Origin of the sequence: Vibrio sp. V38_P2S17PM301, from assembly GCF_009904845.1 — a bacterium.
GTDB classification, from domain to species: domain Bacteria; phylum Pseudomonadota; class Gammaproteobacteria; order Enterobacterales; family Vibrionaceae; genus Vibrio; species Vibrio proteolyticus.
The window spans coordinates 21,044-39,894 of record NZ_WXWO01000088.1; the positions used below are offsets into that span (position 1 = coordinate 21,044).

General features: G+C 51.0%; 16 protein-coding genes. 9 read left to right on the plus strand and 7 right to left on the minus strand.

What is annotated here, in order from left to right; all coding sequences use genetic code 11:
• Positions 1-182: 182 nt before the first annotated feature.
• From CAG64_RS18790 to CAG64_RS18805, 4 genes are all read right to left on the minus strand, one after another.
• A complete protein-coding gene (locus CAG64_RS18790) occupies positions 183-953 on the minus strand; it encodes a DeoR/GlpR family transcriptional regulator (protein WP_021705922.1) in 771 nt (256 codons plus the stop codon).
• Positions 954-1,126: 173 nt separating this feature from the next.
• Entirely contained in the window at positions 1,127-2,644 is a 1,518-nt protein-coding gene (gene glpK, locus CAG64_RS18795) for a glycerol kinase GlpK (RefSeq protein ID WP_021705921.1), read from the minus strand.
• 48 nt (positions 2,645-2,692) lie between these two features.
• Entirely contained in the window at positions 2,693-3,547 is an 855-nt protein-coding gene (locus tag CAG64_RS18800) for an MIP/aquaporin family protein (RefSeq protein ID WP_161451885.1), read from the minus strand.
• Between the two features lie 417 nt (positions 3,548-3,964).
• Entirely contained in the window at positions 3,965-4,498 is a 534-nt protein-coding gene (locus tag CAG64_RS18805; RefSeq protein WP_021705919.1) for a TetR/AcrR family transcriptional regulator, read from the minus strand.
• A 294-nt stretch (positions 4,499-4,792) separates the two neighbouring features.
• Here CAG64_RS18805 and CAG64_RS18810 point away from each other — a divergent pair, with 294 nt between their 5' ends.
• The gene (locus CAG64_RS18810) at positions 4,793-5,314 is read left to right on the plus strand and encodes a DUF2867 domain-containing protein (RefSeq protein ID WP_161488651.1); all 522 of its coding nucleotides are present in this window, start codon (positions 4,793-4,795) and stop codon (positions 5,312-5,314) included.
• Positions 5,315-5,361: 47 nt separating this feature from the next.
• On the opposite strand, the gene dapD is transcribed toward CAG64_RS18810, so the two are convergent.
• Both dapD and CAG64_RS18820 read right to left on the minus strand, forming a co-directional pair.
• On the minus strand, positions 5,362-6,393 hold the full coding sequence (gene dapD / locus CAG64_RS18815; protein WP_161488652.1) for a 2,3,4,5-tetrahydropyridine-2,6-dicarboxylate N-succinyltransferase: 1,032 nt from the start codon (positions 6,391-6,393) through the stop codon (positions 5,362-5,364).
• Between the two features lie 339 nt (positions 6,394-6,732).
• The gene (locus CAG64_RS18820) at positions 6,733-7,344 is read right to left on the minus strand and encodes a peroxiredoxin C (RefSeq protein WP_021705915.1); all 612 of its coding nucleotides are present in this window, start codon (positions 7,342-7,344) and stop codon (positions 6,733-6,735) included.
• A 212-nt stretch (positions 7,345-7,556) separates the two neighbouring features.
• Here CAG64_RS18820 and CAG64_RS18825 point away from each other — a divergent pair, with 212 nt between their 5' ends.
• From CAG64_RS18825 to aceA, 3 genes are all read left to right on the plus strand, one after another.
• Positions 7,557-8,462, plus strand: coding sequence for a hydrogen peroxide-inducible genes activator (locus CAG64_RS18825; RefSeq protein WP_021705914.1), 906 nt, complete (start codon positions 7,557-7,559; stop codon positions 8,460-8,462).
• A 592-nt stretch (positions 8,463-9,054) separates the two neighbouring features.
• Positions 9,055-10,692, plus strand: coding sequence for a malate synthase A (aceB, locus tag CAG64_RS18830; RefSeq protein WP_021705913.1), 1,638 nt, complete (start codon positions 9,055-9,057; stop codon positions 10,690-10,692).
• A 127-nt stretch (positions 10,693-10,819) separates the two neighbouring features.
• Entirely contained in the window at positions 10,820-12,130 is a 1,311-nt protein-coding gene (aceA, locus tag CAG64_RS18835; RefSeq protein ID WP_021705912.1) for an isocitrate lyase, read from the plus strand.
• Positions 12,131-12,243: 113 nt separating this feature from the next.
• Here the strand turns inward: aceA and CAG64_RS18840 are convergent, their stop codons facing one another.
• Positions 12,244-12,693: a CBS domain-containing protein gene (locus tag CAG64_RS18840; RefSeq protein ID WP_161488653.1), complete on the minus strand. Its 450-nt coding sequence runs from the start codon at positions 12,691-12,693 to the stop codon at positions 12,244-12,246.
• A 250-nt stretch (positions 12,694-12,943) separates the two neighbouring features.
• Between CAG64_RS18840 and queA the strand changes: the two genes are divergently transcribed.
• From queA to secF, 5 genes are all read left to right on the plus strand, one after another.
• Positions 12,944-13,996 (plus strand): tRNA preQ1(34) S-adenosylmethionine ribosyltransferase-isomerase QueA, encoded by a 1,053-nt coding sequence (gene queA / locus CAG64_RS18845; RefSeq protein ID WP_161488654.1) that lies wholly within the window; start codon positions 12,944-12,946, stop codon positions 13,994-13,996.
• Between the two features lie 181 nt (positions 13,997-14,177).
• Complete coding sequence (gene tgt / locus CAG64_RS18850; RefSeq protein WP_021705909.1) at positions 14,178-15,308, plus strand: tRNA guanosine(34) transglycosylase Tgt; 1,131 nt, start codon at positions 14,178-14,180, stop codon at positions 15,306-15,308.
• 140 nt (positions 15,309-15,448) lie between these two features.
• Positions 15,449-15,778, plus strand: a complete 330-nt coding sequence (yajC, locus tag CAG64_RS18855; protein WP_021705908.1) for a preprotein translocase subunit YajC — start codon at positions 15,449-15,451, stop codon at positions 15,776-15,778.
• A gap of 21 nt (positions 15,779-15,799) precedes the next feature.
• A complete protein-coding gene (gene secD, locus CAG64_RS18860) occupies positions 15,800-17,656 on the plus strand; it encodes a protein translocase subunit SecD (RefSeq protein WP_161454332.1) in 1,857 nt (618 codons plus the stop codon).
• Between the two features lie 14 nt (positions 17,657-17,670).
• Complete coding sequence (gene secF, locus CAG64_RS18865; protein ID WP_161454331.1) at positions 17,671-18,618, plus strand: protein translocase subunit SecF; 948 nt, start codon at positions 17,671-17,673, stop codon at positions 18,616-18,618.
• Positions 18,619-18,851: the final 233 nt, after the last annotated feature.

The following is an 18,851-nucleotide window of genomic DNA, read 5'->3' on the forward strand; positions in this document are numbered from 1 at the left end:
TAGTTACTGACCTTGTTAAATTTGAGCGAACGAGCATTTAAGAAGATAAATGAACTATAGCGCGACTTTCGTTTGTGATCATCTTTTATTTTCGTTTTTGAGCGTTTTGTGTGATTTGGACATAAAAAAACCTCTTCGTTAGTCGAAGAGGTTATCAGTTCGGGTGACTAGGCGGGGGGCGTTCAGCGTTCGGCAGCCACTTCCATTGGGATCTGATGCTCATGCAAAATCGCCTGAATCTCTGCCGGTGGCGCCTGGTCGGTAAACAGCGTATGAATCTGAGCAATATTTCCCAGTTTGACCATCGCATTGCGGCCGAATTTGGAGTGGTCGACGGCAAGAAATACGCTGCGGCTGTTTTCGATGATGGCCTGTTTGACGCGTACTTCATGGTAGTCGAAATCGAGCAGCGAGCCGTCCAGGTCAATACCGCTGATGCCCAGAATGCCGAAGTCGAGACGGAACTGTTTGATAAAATCCAGTGTAGCTTCGCCGACAATGCCGCCGTCGCGGTTGCGTACTTCACCGCCGGCCAGAATCACGGTGATCTCCGGGTTGGGCAATAAGATGCTGGCGACGTTAAGGTTGTTGGTCACCACGCGCAGTTGAGTGTGGTTCTTGCATAATTCCCGGGCGACGGCTTCCGGAGTCGTGCCGATGTCGATAAACAGCGTGGCCCCGTTGGGAATGTGTTTGACCAGCTCTTCTGCGATCAGATCTTTTTCGGTGAAGTTGTGCGATTTGCGTGTTGAGTAAGAGGTGTTTTCAGAACTGAGAGGAATGGTAGCACCACCGTGGTAGCGACGGATTTTGTTTTCGTCGGCCAGTTCATTGAGGTCGCGGCGGATGGTCTGCGGGCTGACGTTGAAACGCTCAACCAGTTCATCGGTACTGACATAACCCTGTTTTTTGACCAGCTCAATAATCTGCTGGTGGCGTGGAATTTGTTTCACACATGACTCCCTGATGTGTCCGGAACGCGCCGGAAATCTTCGAAAATGCTCACTCACGCTATTGTGCGCCAAATTTTCGGAGTCGAGAAGCAACAATCCTCAGGAATCGGGGCCGAAACGCAAAAAGAGCGTTCATAGAACGCTCTTTTGTTCATTAATCGCTATTACCGGGGTTAGTCTTCGCTGGCACGCAGCTCAGCCCAGGTTTGGGCACATTTGACTGCGCGCTTCCAGCCTTTGTAACGACGGTCGCGTTTCTCTTCGTCGTGGTGAGGCAAGAAGGTGCGATCCAGCACGGCTTTGTCTTTCACTTCTTCAATACTGTTCCAGAACCCAACGGCCAGGCCCGCCAGATACGCCGCGCCCAGCGCCGTTACTTCCGTCACTTGCGGGCGGTGCACTGGTGTATCCAGTACATCTGACTGGAACTGCATCAGGAAGTTATTCGCCACCGCGCCACCGTCCACACGCAGCGCAGAAAGGCGGATACCGGAATCGGCCTGCATCGCATCCAGCACATCACGGGTTTGGTATGCAATCCCTTCGAGTGTGGCACGGATGATGTGGTTTGAATTCACGCCGCGGGTCAGACCAACGATGGTGCCGCGAGCGTAGGCATCCCAATATGGCGCGCCCAGACCAGTAAAGGCTGGAACCACATAGACGCCGTTTGAGGTGTCCACTTTGGTCGCGAAGTATTCAGAGTCGTGCGCGTCTGAGATCAGTTTCAGTTCATCACGCAGCCACTGAATAGAAGCACCGCCCATAAAGACTGCGCCTTCCAGTGCGTAGGCTGGCTCACCTTGCGGGCCGCACGCCAGAGTTGTCAGCAAGCCGTTTCTTGAGGTTACTTTTTCCTGACCTGTGTTCATCAGCAGGAAGCAGCCGGTGCCGTAGGTGTTTTTCGCCTGACCGGCCTGGACACACATTTGACCGTACAGCGCGGCTTGCTGGTCTCCGGCAATACCGGCGATTGGGATACGAGTCCCGCCCTTACCACCGATGTTGGTCTGGCCGTACACTTCCGAAGAACGTTTGACTTCCGGCATCATAGAAGCAGGGATACCCATCTCATCCAGCAACTTCTGATCCCATTGCAGGTCATTGATGTTGAACAGCATGGTGCGCGAGGCATTGGTGTAGTCGGTCACATGCACACGGCCCTGAGTCATTTTCCACACCAGCCAGGTATCGACCGTACCGAACAGCAGTTTACCCGCTTCGGCATCTTCACGCGCACCTTCGACATTGTCGAGGATCCACTTAACTTTGGTGCCTGAGAAATACGGGTCAAGAACCAGACCGGTATTGTCACGGATATACTCTTCCAGACCACGTTTTTTCAGTTCTTCACAGATGTCGGCGGTGCGGCGGCACTGCCAGACAATCGCGTTGTACACTGGTTTCCCGGTTTCTTTGTTCCACACGATGGTGGTTTCGCGCTGGTTGGTGATACCGATGGCGGCAATCTCGTCGCTGCGGATCCCCGATTTTGCCAGTGCTTCCACCATGGTGGAGCTCTGAGAGGCCCAGATCTCCAGTGGGTTATGTTCAACCCAGCCCGCTTCAGGATAGATTTGATCGAACTCGCGCTGAGCGACGCTGACGATATTGGCGTCGTGGTCCAGAATAACGGCACGTGAACTGGTGGTGCCCTGGTCTAAGGCGACGATGTACTTTTGCTCGTTCATGTTGGAATCCTTGTATTCTTTTCTATCTGTAATTTTAGGCGATATGCGTTAGACGCGAGCCTCTTCATTGGTTTCTACGTCTTCACATTGATTTGGAATGGTGCAGCCATGCCCCTGTTGTGGCAGGTAAGCGCCAATCGCTTTCGGGTACAACCAGGCACCGAAACAAGCACCAAATATCGGCGCCAAAAGTGGAACAATAAAGTAAGGGATATCACGCGCGCCGGACAGGGCGTAATCCCAACCTGCCAGGTAAGCAAACAGTTTCGGGCCAAAATCACGGGCCGGGTTCATCGCAAAACCGGTCAATGGACCCAGTGAACCACCAATCACCGCGATCAGAATACCGATCAGCAGAGGGTTCATCGCTCCGCGTGCGGCGCCATTGTTTTCATCGCCCAACGCCAGGATGGCAAACATCAGCACGGCCGTGATCACAAACTCAACGGCAAAGGCACCGGAGATGCTCAGAGCGGAGTTCGCATAGGTTGAGAAAATGCCAGCGGTGGCCAGGGCCTGCTCGCTACTGCGGACAAAGTTGTGCGCAATCTCGTAGTCGGTAAACAGGTTGCTGTAGAGGCTGTACACCAGCGCCGCAGAGCAGAACGCGCCCAGCATTTGAGCAATGATGTACGGAATGACTTTGGCTTTATCGAAGCCATGGAATGCCGCCAGAGCGATGGTGACCGCCGGATTAATGTGGGCGCCGGATACGCCAGCGGTGCAGTAAATGGCGATGGAGACACCAAAGCCCCAAACAATACTGATTTCCCACTGGCCGAACTGGGCTCCGGTCAGTACCAGAGCGGCTACGCAGCCTACGCCGAAGAAAATCAGCAATCCTGTGCCGATAAATTCGGCCAGACACTCACCTAAGAGTGTCGGTTGTTTTTGTGTCGTCATGGTAAGAGTCCTTGTTAGTTTCACTTATGCCTGTGTCATTGTTATCTGGCATGGTGTAATTCTGCACAATTAAACGATTGCGAAAATAAACAAACATTCAAAATGAGCGTTCGAGCATAAAATTATTAACTAAAAGTGGAATTTTTGTTAAATGCATCATCATTTGCGCAAAAACGAATCAAAATTGACGTGAAACTGCTAAGGCAGGGAATAACAACAACGGGTTAATATACGCTTTTTGTCATAACTGGTTGTTGATATTACATTTTATTAACCGAAGGCTAAGTGCTTAGTGATGAATCTGTGATTTTAGTGGCACACTGGCGGTGCGATAGGGTGACCGATGACCAGTTTGTTTATTTACTGGTCAGACCAAACTGAGAGTTAAAATGTTCGCATAGGAACATTGGGGTTACGTTAATGGGGAGATGAAGCCAGGATCTGGCGATATTTGCTTTCCAGCTCATGCAATGCTTGCGACACATCAGGGTCGGGTTTACTCAGGTGGCGGATCAGCGTCATGAAGTAGCAGTCCATCAATAGCGGCAGCTTTGCTTTCAATGCCGGAGGCTGGCTGACATGGTCGAACAGCTGTTGGTTAAAGTTCTGATAATACTCCAAATCCCAGATGACCTCTTTCAGCAGAGCGCGACTGAGCGCAACGTTGGCAAAGTAATACTGGTAGTACGTGCGAGCCAGGTGCATGCCGGTATCGAACTCGCCGTTGCCCGAGTGTTGCGTCAACGCCAGCTGGCTTAACTGGGTCAGTTGAGACAGCATGCCTTCGCGCAGCAGGGTCAGTTTATTAGGGAAATGGCTGAACACAGTGCCATCGGCCACTCCAGCGTGCCGGGCGATCTGTCGGGTGGTGGTTTCTTCATAGCCGGATTCGGCAAACAGCTGCCAGGCAGCCTGCAAGATACGTTCTCGGGTCTGTGCGCGTTTACTCATTTGGGATCTCTGATACGAAAACTTGGCTGATCATACCCTTGGGCTGAGTTATTGACAAACTGAGCGTGCTCAATTATAAAAAAATGAGCGCGCTCATTTTTTTTGGAGGTGAATCATGGATTTTATTAAAACGTTCGGGCAGTGGCTGATTTTCCTGCCAGCAATTTTTTGCTTTTCATACGTACTCAGACCAATGTTACTGGTACTCCTGATCCCTGGGGGACTTTTGCTCTTAGCCATTTTGGGCGGGCAGGAAGTACGTCAGCCTTTATTTGCCATGCTTAAGGAGCAATTATGGTCAGGTTCGACACGCTGCCAGAACACAGCGCCCTGATAACCAGGCGGGCGCTGTGTGACTTTTGTGATGCCGTAAGCTTTGTTCTGCCCGATGCGGAGCCTGCATGGCAACCTGATCAGGTGTATGCGGAAGTGTTTGCTCGCTTGCCCGGTTTTGTGGAACGTATGATGCAGTTGCGTAACGCGCTGGTAAAACCGTTGGGATTTCGGGTTCAACCTGTTGGCCTGACGGTGTCATTGGCGGAACTCAGAGCCGGACAGGGAAGTGGTTTACATCAGATTGACATCTTGACGGAGAATGAAATCGTCTGCACCAGTGAGGAGCGGCATATGCACGTATCGCTGTCCGTCTATCGTCGTACGCCGCGGGAGTTTACACTCTCCACCATGGTGACCACTCACTCTCGGCTGGGATATTGGTATCTGCAGGCTATCATTCCTTGGCACAAAGTGATTGCGCTGGCGAGTGTCCGGCAGATGGTCAGACGAATGGAAATGGAAGTCGCAACCCAGCGATAAAAAAGCCGGGCGTTTGGCCCGGCTCATTTCAGTTCACAATGTGTGCGTTAGTTGTTGCTGTGCAACTCGCTGTTCAGCTCTACCGCGGTCTTGTTCGCCAGACACTCGATTTGTCCGGTGACTGAGTTACGACGGAACAGCAGATCCGAGACGCCAGCCAGATCACGCGCTTTGACCACTTCGACTTCGTTGCCGTCAGAGTCCAGCATGCGTACTTTTGAACCGGCAGTGACATACAGACCGGATTCAACGGTACAGCGATCACCCAGTGGGAAGCCCAGTCCTGCGTTGGCACCCAGCAGTGAGTTTTCGCCAATGGAGACCACCACTTTGCCACCGCCAGACAGTGTACCCATGATCGATGCGCCACCGCCGATGTCGGAACCGTCACCGACTACCACACCAGCTGAAATACGACCTTCGACCATGCTGACGCCTGTTGTACCGGCATTGAAGTTGATAAAGCCTTCATGCATCACTGTGGTGCCTTCACCCACGTGTGCGCCAAGACGGACACGTGAGGTGTCTGCAATGCGTACGCCGTTTGGTACCACATAGTCGACCATTTTCGGGAATTTATCCACGCAGTCGACACTCAAAGTCCGGCCAGCCAGGCGAGCTTCAATTTGACGCTCAGCAAGTTCAGGCAGATCGATCGGACCTTCGCTGGTCCAGGCGATGTTGTGCAGCAGGCCAAAAATGCCGTCCAGCACGGTGCCGTGTGGTTGCACCAGGCGGTTCGAGATCAGTTGCAGTTTCAGGAAGCCTTCGGCAACAGACTGAGGTTGTTGGTCTTCTGCCAGGATCACCAGCACCAATGGTTGTGCAGATGCTGCGGCTTTGGCTGCGAAAGCAGCATTCGCCTGGTCACCGTGAGCTTCAAACGCTTGCGCCAGCTCGGCGCTTTGCTCGGCTCTGATTTCCAGAGTTTGATTGCCTTGGGTGTAACCACTGACGGTTGCCAGATCTGCAACCAATTCGTCGCTAGGGTTGAGTACCGGATGAGGGAAAAATGCTTCGATGATTTTACCGTCACGGTTTTTGGTAGCCGTACCAAAGGCCAGAGAAAAATGAGCCATGTTGAATCTCCATGTAAAGAGTGAGTCCGACGCCAGGGCGGCAGACCGGAATTGAGCTGCTTTCATCTTAATGACAGCGTTTTCGACTTTAAAGAGCCGCAGGAGAGAAAGTCTTGGAACCGATATGTTTTGTCTGATTAGAGATATTGGTGTCTTTTGGGAAAAATGCATTGCTCGTCTGCGGACCAGCGTAAACCGTCACGAGCAGCCATTAAAAAGCCCGAAGCGTTCACTTCGGGCTTTATCAGACTTTACTTTTAACTGATTGGCGATGCGCTGTGCGCTTATGCTTTATCTCGGTCCAACCATTCACCCGTTGAGCGGGGTGTTAAAAGTGAATTACTTTTTAGCCAGGTCACCAGCGTGCTCAGACAGGAAGCTTGCTACGCCTTTCGGAGATGCGTCCATACCTGCTTTGCCTTCTTCCCATTGTGCTGGGCAAACTTCACCGTGCTTCTGGTGGAAGTTCAGTGCGTCAACCATACGCAGCATTTCGTCGATGTTACGGCCCAGTGGCAGATCGTTAACAACCTGGTGACGTACTACGCCTTCTTCGTCGATTAGGAAAGAACCACGGAAAGCAACGCCGGCTTCTGGGTGCTCTACATCGTACGCTTTAACGACTTCGTGTTTAACGTCAGCAACCAGTGGGTATTTAACTTGACCGATACCGCCGTTCTCAACAGCAGTGTTACGCCATGCGTTGTGAGAGAACTGAGAATCGATAGATACGCCGATTACTTCTACGCCTTTCGCTTGGAAGTCAGCGAAACGGTTGTCGAATGCGATCAGTTCAGATGGGCAAACGAAAGTGAAATCTAGTGGGTAGAAAAATACGACAGCTTTCTTACCTTTAGTGAATTCTGCAAAGTTGAAGTTATCAACGATTTCACCGTTACCTAGCACTGCTGCAGCAGTAAAATCAGGGGCTTGACGACCTACTAGTACCATTTTTTTGCTCCTAAGATGAATGGTTTAGTGCCAAAGCCGGGCAAGATGCCCGGCTTTGGTCCGTGTTTGTACGAGACAAACTATAGTACAGATTGTAGTATTGAAAAAAGCGAAATAAATAGATTGAGTTAATCGAAAAAAGCGATTTAACCAAGTAAATAGATAGAGGGCTGCGTGGTGCTCTGTAGATTGACGCAGATAGCAGTGAAGCAATGAATAAATGGCCAAGTTTAAAGCAGTTACATTATTTAGTGACGTTGTATGAAACGCGTCATTTCAGCGATGCAGCGCAGCGTTGTTTTGTCAGTCAGTCGACGCTGAGCAAAGGGATCCAGAATCTGGAAACTTTGATCGGTTGCCCGCTGTACGAGAAAAAAGACAAAAAGAGTCCGTTGGTGTTTACTCAAGCAGGGGAACTGGTGGTTCAGCACGGGCGAGACTTGTTGGCGAAAGGCCAGGATCTGGTCGAATTGGGTAATCAATGCCAGGGCGACACCATGCAAGGTCAGCTGAAAGTTGGTTGTATTCCGACCATTGCACCCTTTTTGCTCGGTGATTTGGTGCAGGAAGTGAATGGCCGTTTTCCGCAATTGAACCTGCTATTGCGCGAAGACACCACCACAAACCTGTTGACCGCGCTGCGTCACGGTGAGTTGGACGTTTTGATTCTGGCATTGCCGGTTGAAATTGATGGCATGGAGAGCCGGGTGGTGGGCATCGATCCGTTCAAAATGGTGATCAGCCGTCATCAGGCCGACGGTATCCGGGTGCCGATCAAGTATGATGATTTGCCGGATGAGTCGGTATTTTTGCTCGAAAAAGAACACTGTTTGACCGAGCATGCGGTGTCGGCCTGTAAACTGACTGACAAAGAGAAGATCAACCCATTTACTGCGACCAGTTTACACACCCTGGTCCAGATGGTCGCGAATGGCCTTGGAACGACGTTTATTCCGCAGATGGCGATTGAACATGGCTTGCTGGATAATCAGAATCTGGTGGTGGTTGAACCTCCGGGTCAGCAGGCATATCGTGAAATTGGCCTTGTCTGGCGGCCGAGTTCGTCTCGGGTAAATACCTTCAATAAATTGGCTGAGGTGGTCTCCGGTCTACTTTAGCCCTAAGTCTTACCCCCATTTTTTACCATTTACCTCGGAAAGCACACTGGTTTTCGTGTGCTTTCTAGCATTTTATCCTGTGCGTTAATTTTAACTTGTAAAATTTCACAGACGTTCTTTAGTGAAGCTTTCATAAAATTGTGAAATTTGACAATGTTAATTTTACATTTCCGTGAGTCGCTCTTGTTTGACTGGCCTCTCTATACCACTTCTCCCGCCATACGCACTCCGGCTGTTGTCATGCACATCGATATTCATACGTGCGTTTAAAACTCTAAATTGCCTCGCATTTGAGTGTAATTAAATTACGTAACTAGTTACATTTTTAGTGCTGGATTCAAGCATTTGTTTGAAACGGAATAAAACTTTGAATTTAACGTTTTGTTTACTTTGGTACTTTTACTCTAACGTATGTTGGTATAAGTTAAATAAAGGCTCGGTAAGACTTATGTCTAGCTTGAAAAGCGAGAGGCAGTAAGTGAAAGTGTCACTGTTAAAAACAAAAGATGATGCAATTTACCGACCCATGAAGTGATGTAATTTGTGGTTCTAAATTTACAAATGTAGTCAGGTCTAGTGAAGGAATACGATTATGCTTGCAAACACACCAGAGAAAATGCCGAGTCACGCCGAAGCCCAAGATACCTTAGGCATGCTTGATGTTGTGGCGACACTTTCGTCACAACATCAGGCTATTTTCCCTGTCGAAGCCCAAACTTTTTTATCTCAATTGTGTAGCAAGTTTGCTTCCCGGGTTGATGAGCTGCTTGAGGCGCGTGAACAGCGTCAGTTGCACATCGACCAAGGGGAGTTGCCCGACTTCCTCAGCGACACTCAAGATATTCGCGAGGGAAGCTGGAAAATCCTTGGTATCCCTGCGGATCTGCAGGATCGCAGGGTGGAGATCACCGGTCCGACCGAGAGAAAAATGGTGATCAATGCGCTCAATGCCAACGTCAAAGTTTTCATGGCAGATTTTGAAGACTCCATGGCACCTGCCTGGGACAAGATGCTGGATGGTCAGATCAACTTGCGAGATGCCGTGGACGGTACCATCAGCTACACCAATCCGGATAATGGCAAGCAGTATCAACTGAGCGATGATCCCGCGGTCTTGATCTGCCGGGTTCGGGGTCTGCACCTCAAAGAGAAACACGTCACGTTTGCCGGACAGATCATTCCCGGCGCGCTGTTCGATTTCGCACTGTACTTCTTCAACAATTACCGAGCGCTGTTGGCAAAAGGCAGCGGTCCGTACTTCTACCTGCCTAAGCTTCAGTCTCATCACGAAGCGAAATGGTGGAGTGAGGTGTTTCATTTTACCGAAGACTATTTTGGCCTGGATACCGGCACCATCAAAGCCACCGTGCTGATTGAGACATTGCCTGCGGTGTTTGAGATGGATGAAATCCTGTTTTCGCTCAAAGAGCACATCGTCGGATTGAACTGTGGTCGTTGGGATTACATTTTCAGCTACATCAAAACGTTAAAGAACCATCCGGATCGGGTACTGCCGGACCGTCAGGTGGTCACCATGGATAAACCGTTTCTCAATGCCTATTCCCGTTTGCTGGTGCGCACTTGTCATCGCCGTGGTGCGTTTGCGATGGGCGGTATGGCCGCTTTTATTCCAGCGAAAGATCCTCAGGTCAATCAGCAGGTTCTGGATAAGATCCGTCACGATAAGCAGCTTGAAGCGGACAATGGCCACGACGGTACTTGGGTTGCACACCCGGGCTTGGCGGACACTGCGATGGCGGTCTTCGATCAAGCCTTAGGCGGGCGCAGCAATCAGTTGGAGGTTAGCCGTGATACAGATGAGCCTGTGAGCGCGCAGCAGTTACTCGCTCCGTGTGAAGGGCCACGCAGTGAAGCAGGCATGCGCCATAACATTCGCGTGGCATTGCAATACATTGAAGCCTGGATCTCCGGCAACGGATGTGTGCCTATTTACGGGATGATGGAAGATGCGGCCACCGCAGAAATTTCAAGAGCGTCGATTTGGCAATGGATCAAACATGGTAAGGAACTGGACAACGGGCAAGTAGTAACCAAAGCCCTGTTTGAGCAATACCTGACTGAAGAAATTGAGATAGTAAAACAAGAACTTGGCGCAGAACGTTTTGACAATGGACGTTTTGCCGAAGCGGCGCAACTGATGAGCCGACTGACCACCAGTGATGAGCTGAGTAACTTCCTGACGATTCCCGGATACGACTACCTGGACTGAACACTGAGTAACTCAACCGATAACGATAACAATCAATAACGTGAACTGTTTTCAAGGGCAGAGAGGGATGTACTGCTCGCGAAAAGGATGACCATGCGCTTGCGCATCAATATAAGAGGGACTGAACATGACATTAACTCGCCGCCAACAAATTGAAGCTCTGGAAAAAGACTGGGCAACCAATCCACGCTGGAATAACGTAAAACGTCCGTACAGTGCGGAAGAAGTGGTCGAACTGCGTGGCTCTATGGTGCCCGCCAATACCATTGCCCAGCGTGGTGCTGACAAGCTGTGGTCTCTGGTCAACGGCAGTGCCAAAAAAGGTTATGTGAACTGTCTTGGCGCACTGACCGGCGGGCAGGCTGTCCAGCAGGCGAAAGCGGGGATTGAAGCCATCTATCTGTCGGGCTGGCAGGTGGCGGCGGACAACAATACCGCCTCCACGATGTATCCGGACCAGTCACTCTACCCGGTGGATTCCGTCCCTTCGGTCGTAAAACGCATCAACAACTCCTTCCGTCGCGCCGACCAGATTCAGTGGGCTGGTGGCAAGTCTCCGGATGAGGAAGGTGGTATTGATTACTTCCTGCCTATTGTCGCCGATGCGGAAGCTGGCTTTGGTGGCGTACTGAACGCGTACGAACTGATGAAGTCGATGATCGAAGCCGGGGCGGCAGGTGTGCACTTTGAAGACCAGTTGGCGTCAGTGAAGAAGTGTGGCCACATGGGCGGTAAAGTGTTGGTTCCGACTCAGGAAGCGGTACAAAAGCTGGTAGCAGCGCGTCTGGCGGCCGACGTTGCAGGCACGACCACACTGGTTATTGCACGCACCGATGCCAATGCAGCCGACCTGTTGACGTCGGATTGTGATCCTTACGATAAGGATTTCATTCAAGGAGAGCGGACACAGGAAGGTTTCTACCGAGTGCGCGCTGGTATCGATCAGGCGATATCACGTGGCCTGGCTTATGCGCCTTACGCCGATTTGATCTGGTGTGAAACCGCCACTCCGTGTTTGGAAGAGGCGCGTAAGTTCGCCGAAGCCATTCATGCTGAGTACCCGGATCAGCTGTTGGCTTACAACTGCTCGCCTTCGTTCAACTGGGAGAAAAACCTGGATGCTGAAACGATTGCCAAATTCCAGCAAGCGCTTTCAGACATGGGTTACAAATACCAGTTCATCACGCTCGCAGGCATTCATAACATGTGGTTCAACATGTTTGAACTGGCACATGCGTATGCGCAGGGTGAAGGCATGCGTCATTACGTTGAAAAAGTTCAGCGTCCAGAGTTCCAGGCGGCAGAGAAAGGCTATACCTTCGTCGCGCACCAGCAAGAAGTGGGCACGGGTTACTTTGACAAGATGACCAACACCATTCAGGGCGGAAATTCATCCGTTACAGCCCTGACTGGCTCTACCGAAGAAGATCAATTCTAATCACTAACAACCTTAACGTGGTGTTTGAGCGGCTTCGGCCGCTCTTTTTTTATCCGGTTCTGGGGGCAAGAGAATCGGCGACAACGGAGAGAAGCGGGGCTGTTTGGGGGATCTCAGTCGAACGCTTGTATCTCTTCCGGTTCACTATCTTCTTGCAGCTCCAGCAGGTTGATGGCGATGGCCACAAAGTCACTGTCGGTGATAATGCCGACCAGCTCGTCTTTATCGACCACAGGCAGACAGCCGACTTTGTGTTTTTGCATGTAGATTGCACTCTGTTTGAGCCCCGCTTTCGGGCTGACGGTCATGATGCTGGTGTGCATCACATCGACCAGCGGGGTATTCATGGTGTACGAATTTTCATCCGATATCTGCTGCAGGCTGGAATCTTGTGCGGCCAGAATATCGCGTTGAGTAATAATGCCCAGTAAGCGGCGTTCAGTGTCCACCACCGGAATATGGCGAATATCCAGCGCTTCCATCATGTGCTTGGCATCAGCAAGGGAATGAGAGCGCAGCAACGTATGCGGGTTGCGAGTCATCATATCTTCGACCTTGATCATAGTGGCCTCCTGCTTCTCGTGAATATGCATTTAATATAGTTGTTTTTGGGCCGGTGGAATGAGAGCTGCTTCGGTTTTTGTTTTGCTATCCCTAAAAATTGTAAGGCAAATTGTGCCGGGTCAAATCGAGCTGAGATTTAAGTTTCGAAACAAACTCTCTCCTTGCTATTGCCTCGGGTACGCCTATACTAGTCGGCTGCGAAAAAACTCGTCAAAAGACCGTTTAATCACCTGATAAGACCTTATTAACATGCAAGTATCCGATTTCCATTTTGACCTGCCTGATGAACTCATCGCCCGTTACCCTCAACCTGAGCGTACTGCCAGCCGTCTGCTGCAATTAGATGGCAACAGCGGCGAGCTGACCGATGGTACGTTTACTGATGTACTGCACCAGGTACAGCCCGGAGATCTGGTGGTGTTTAACAACACTCGTGTGATCCCGGCACGTATGTTTGGCCGCAAGGAATCGGGTGGCAAACTGGAAGTGCTGGTTGAGCGCATGCTGGATGATAAGCGCATTCTGGCACATGTACGTTGTTCGAAATCGCCAAAACCAGGAACGACGATTTTTGTTGGTGAACAAGATGAGTACCGCGCACAGATGGTTGCACGTCATGACGCACTGTTTGAGCTCGAATTTAACTCAGAGAAAACCGTGTTGGAGATTCTGGAGCAGATTGGCCACATGCCATTGCCTCCGTACATCGACCGTCCTGACGAAGAAGCGGACAAAGAGCGTTACCAGACCGTATATAACCAGAAACCGGGCGCGGTGGCGGCCCCGACCGCCGGTCTGCACTTCGACGAAGTGTTGCTGGAGAAAATGAAAGCCAAAGGGGTGGAGTTTGCTTATGTAACTCTGCATGTTGGCGCGGGTACATTCCAGCCGGTCAAAGTGGACAATGTCCATGAACACCACATGCATGCTGAATACGTAGAAGTGCCGCAAGACGTGGTGGATGCAATTCAGGCGACCAAAGCGCGCGGTGGCCGGATTATTGCCGTTGGCACCACCTCTGTGCGTTCACTGGAGAGCGCTGCGCAGGATGCACTGAAAAAAGGCACACCGTTGGTGCCGTTTTTTGGTGACACCGAAATCTTTATTTTCCCGGGATACGAATACCAACTGGTGGACTGCCTTATCACCAATTTCCACTTGCCAGAGTCAACTTTGATCATGCTGGTCAGTGCGTTTGCCGGCTACGAGAACACCATGAAGGCGTATCAACACGCGGTCGCCAATCAGTACCGCTTCTTCTCTTATGGTGATTCCATGTTCATCAAAAAGAAAACCGCTTAGGCGAAAATCAACCAGCCTGTCCGGTAAGGTATCCGGATAGAAAGAATTTACGAGTGCTAGCAGTAAGCTAGGAGAGCAGGGCCAATTCTGCTCTCTCGCAGGGAATACGCGACCGCTCCTCATTGAGCCCGACAGGGCTCTGAAATAACCGTCAGACTGTTTCTCTGACATTGGAGGCTTCGTGAAATTAACGTTTGATCTAAAAAAGAAAAATGGTAACGCCCGTCGTGGTCAGTTGACCTTTGAACGCGGTACGGTGCAAACCCCGGCATTCATGCCAGTGGGCACCTATGGCACGGTAAAAGGGATGACGCCGGAAGAAGTCAAAGGCACCGGCGCTGAAATCTTGCTGGGCAACACATTCCACTTGTGGCTGCGTCCGGGTCAGGAAGTGATGAAAATGCACGGCGACCTGCATGACTTTATGAACTGGCATGGTCCGATCCTGACCGATTCAGGCGGTTTCCAGGTATTCAGCCTGGGTGACATCCGCAAAATCACCGAAGAAGGGGTGCACTTTCGTAACCCGGTGAACGGTGACAAGATTTTCATGGACGCAGAAAAGTCGATGGAAATCCAGAAAGACCTGGGCTCAGACATCGTGATGATCTTTGACGAATGTACCCCATACCCAGCGACACACGCAGAAGCGAAGACGTCGATGGAAATGTCACTGCGCTGGGCGCAACGTTCTCGCGACCACTTTGACAAACTGGACAACCCGAACAATCTGTTTGGTATCGTACAGGGTGGTGTGTATGAAGATCTGCGTGACGTGTCAGTCAAAGGGCTGACCGAGATCGGCTTTGATGGTTACGCGGTCGGAGGGCTGGCGGTCGGTGAACCGAAAGAAGACATGCACCGAATTCTGGAACACACTTGTCCGCAGCTACCGGAAGACAAACCTCGTTACTTAATGGGAGTTGGCAAACCGGAAGATTTAGTAGAAGGTGTGCGTCGCGGTATCGACATGTTCGACTGTGTGATGCCAACGCGTAATGCACGTAACGGACACCTGTTTGTGACGGGGGGTGTGATCAAGATCCGTAATGCGAAACACAAAACGGATACTTCTCCACTTGATCCGCAATGTGACTGTTACACTTGCCAGAATTACTCGAAGTCATACCTGCACCATTTGGATCGTTGCAACGAAATTCTGGGTGCGCGTCTGAACACCATTCATAACCTGCGTTACTACCAGCGTTTGATGGAAAGTATTCGTAAAGCGATTGATGAAGATCGCTTTGACCAGTTTGTGGAAGAGTTTTACGCTCGCCGAAACCGCGAGGTTCCGCCGCTGAGCAAATAACTCAGCGAGTGACAAAATATAAGCAATAGCGCTCGATTTTTGAGAGGGTGATCTCTAATACACTCTTTGACAGTTGAAACTCGGGTGCTAAAGCTCAACTTGTTGGATTATCAATAAAAAATAACAGAGGACATTACTCGATGTTTATCAATAAAGCTTACGCAGCAGCAGAAGGCGCTTCACAGGGCGGCGGTTTTGAAATGCTCATCATGCTGGGCATGTTTGCCGTTATCTTCTACTTCATGATTTATCGTCCGCAAGCGAAGCGTGTTAAAGAGCACAAGAACCTGATGGCTGCAATGGCAAAAGGTGATGAAGTGCTGACCAGCGGTGGCTTGGTGGGTAAGATCACTAAGATTTCGGAAGAAACGGATTACATCTCAATTGAGCTGAATGCCAACAATGAAGTTGTGATCAAGAAAGATTTCGTTACTGCTGTACTGCCAAAAGGTACGCTTAAATCTCTATAAAACAGCCTGAGGATCCTCGCTGTGCTAAATCGTTACCCGTTATGGAAGTACCTGATGGTGCTGATGGCCATCTGTGTCGCAGCGCTGTATGCACTTCCGAACATATACGGTGAAGATCCAGCTATTCAAGTAACAGGGGCGCGTGGCGCCTCTGTTGATATGTCGACGCTGGATGCTGTTACCGACACTCTGAAAAAAGACACCCTTTCCTACAAATCCGCCGCGCTTGAAAACGGTTCCATCCTGATTCGATTCAACGATACTGACACCCAAATCAGTGCTCGTGACGTGATCAGTGAAGCGTTGGGGGAAGATAAAATTGTTGCGCTCAACCTGGCTCCGTCAACCCCACATTGGCTGGAAGCAATTGGCGCAGCGCCAATGAAGCTCGGTCTTGACCTGCGTGGTGGTGTACATTTCCTGATGGAAGTGGACATGGACGCGGCGATGGAAAAGCTGGTCAGCCAGCAAGAAGAAGCGTTCCGTAGTGAGCTGCGTGACGAAAAGATCCGTTATCGTGCGATTCGTCCTTCCGGCAAACAGGCAGTGGAAGTCGTCCTCCGCAATGAAGAGCAACTGGATCAGGCGAAACGCTTACTGACCTCCAAACACCCGGACATGACGTTCAGCGAAAACGGCTCAAACAGCCGCTTTGCGCTGATTGCGACGTTTACGGAGCCGCGTCTGCAAGAGATCCGCAACTATGCGGTTGAGCAGAACATCACCATTTTGCGTAACCGTGTGAATGAACTGGGTGTGGCAGAACCTCTGGTTCAGCGTCAGGGCGCCAGCCGTATTGTGGTGGAGCTGCCTGGTGTTCAGGACACCGCTCGCGCCAAAGAGATCCTGGGCGCCACTGCGACACTGGAATTCCGTGAAGTCGATGACAAAGCCGATCTGGCCGCAGCGGCGGCCGGTCGTGTGCCTGCCGGCAGTGAAATCAAATACGACCGTGACGGTCGCCCTGCGGTACTGAAAAAGCGGGTGATTCTGAGCGGAGCCAGTATCACGGATGCCAGTTCAAGTACGGATGAATACGGTCGCCCTCAGGTGAACATCTCGCTCGACAGCGAAGGTGGTAACAAAATGGCGGCATTCTCGAAGAAGAACATCGGCAAGCTGATGGCGACGGTCTTCGCAGAATACAAAGACAGTGGTCGCAAAACGCCAGAAGGCAAAGTGATTCTGTCTAAGCACGAAGAAGTGATTAACCAGGCGACCATTCAGTCAGCACTGGGGCGTAACTTCCGCATTACCGGTATCGACTCTGCGGCAGAAGCGCACAACCTGGCGCTGTTACTGCGTGCCGGGGCACTGATTGCGCCAATCTCAATCGTGGAAGAGCGTACCATTGGTCCGTCTATGGGTCAGCAGAACATCGATATGGGTATTCAGGCGTGTATCTGGGGTATGGTCGCTGTGATGTTGTTTACCCTGTTGTACTACCGTGGATTCGGCCTGATTGCGAACCTCGCGCTGATGGCTAACCTGGTACTGATTATCGGTGTGATGTCGATGATTCCGGGCGCGACGATGACCCTGCCGGGGATTGCCGGTATCGTTCTGACCGTCGGTATGGCGGTGGATGCGAACGTGCTGATCTTCGAGCGTATTCGGGAAGAACTGCGGGATGGACGTAATCCGCAACAAGCGATCCATCAGGGCTATGCTAATGCGTTCAGTACCATTGCCGATGCGAACATCACCACACTGATTACCGCCATCATCCTGTTTGCAGTGGGTACCGGCGCGATCAAAGGTTTCGCTGTGACACTGTCCATCGGTATCCTGACCTCTATGTTTACTGCCATCATTGGTACACGTTGTGTCGTGAACCTGATTTACGGCGGTAAGCGTGTGAAGAAACTGTCGATCTGAGGCTGAGAAGAGTTATGTTTCAAATTCTGAAAGCAGGAAAAGCGATCGACTTTATGCGTTGGTCGAAATTCGCCTTCATCTTCTCTTTGTTGATGATTGGCGCGTCTATTTTCACTTTATCCACCAAGTGGCTCAACTGGGGCCTGGACTTTACGGGTGGTACGCTGATTGAAGTCGGTTTTGAACAGCCGGCCAATCTGGAAGAGATCCGTACCTCGCTGGAAGCGCAAGGGTTTGGTGACGCTACCGTACAGAACTTCGGTTCGGCACGTGAAGTCATGGTGCGTTTGCGTCCGCGTGAAGATGTTGCCGGTGAAACGCTGGGTAACCAGATTCTGTCTGCAATCAAAGACGGCACGGGCAAAAGCGTGGAAATGCGTCGGATTGAGTTCGTCGGTCCGAACGTCGGTGATGAACTGACCGAAGCCGGTGGCCTGGCGATCCTGGTCTCTCTGATCTGTATCCTGATCTACGTCTCAATGCGTTTCGAATGGCGTTTGGCTGCCGGTGCGGTACTGGCCTTGGCGCACGATGTGATCATTACCTTGGGCGTCTTCTCGCTGATGGAAATCGAAGTGGATCTGACGATCGTGGCTGCATTGCTGACTGTGGTGGGGTACTCACTCAACGATACCATCGTGGTCTTTGACCGTATCCGCGAGAACTTCCGCAAGATGCGCAAGGGCGAGCCCGCCGAGATCATGAACAGTTCGATTACTCAGACACTGAGCCGAACGTTGATCACCTCGGGGACTACCTTGTTTGTGGTGATTGCGCTGTTTACTCAGGGCGGGGCGTTGATCCACGGCTTTGCCACTGCCTTGTTGCTGGGCATCACGGTCGGTACGTATTCTTCCATCTATGTCGCGTCGGCTTTGGCTTTGCGACTGGGCATCACCAAAGAGCATTTGATGCCACCTCAGGTGGAAAAAGAAGGCGCCGAATTCGACGAAATGCCATAAACATCCCAAAGAGCTACTGCCAGTCAGTAGCTTTTTTTGTATAGAGAAAACCCCCAGCTAGGCTGGGGGTTCCGTAAAGCTTACAGCTATAAGTTAGTTATATAACCCCTTTCAATTTGATAAAAACGTCTTGTGGTCTGGCAACTGCAAGAGTTAATTAAGAATTGAAAGGGGGTCCCAATGGGGGACGAAAAGAGCTTAGCGCACACGCGATGGAATTGTAAATATCATGT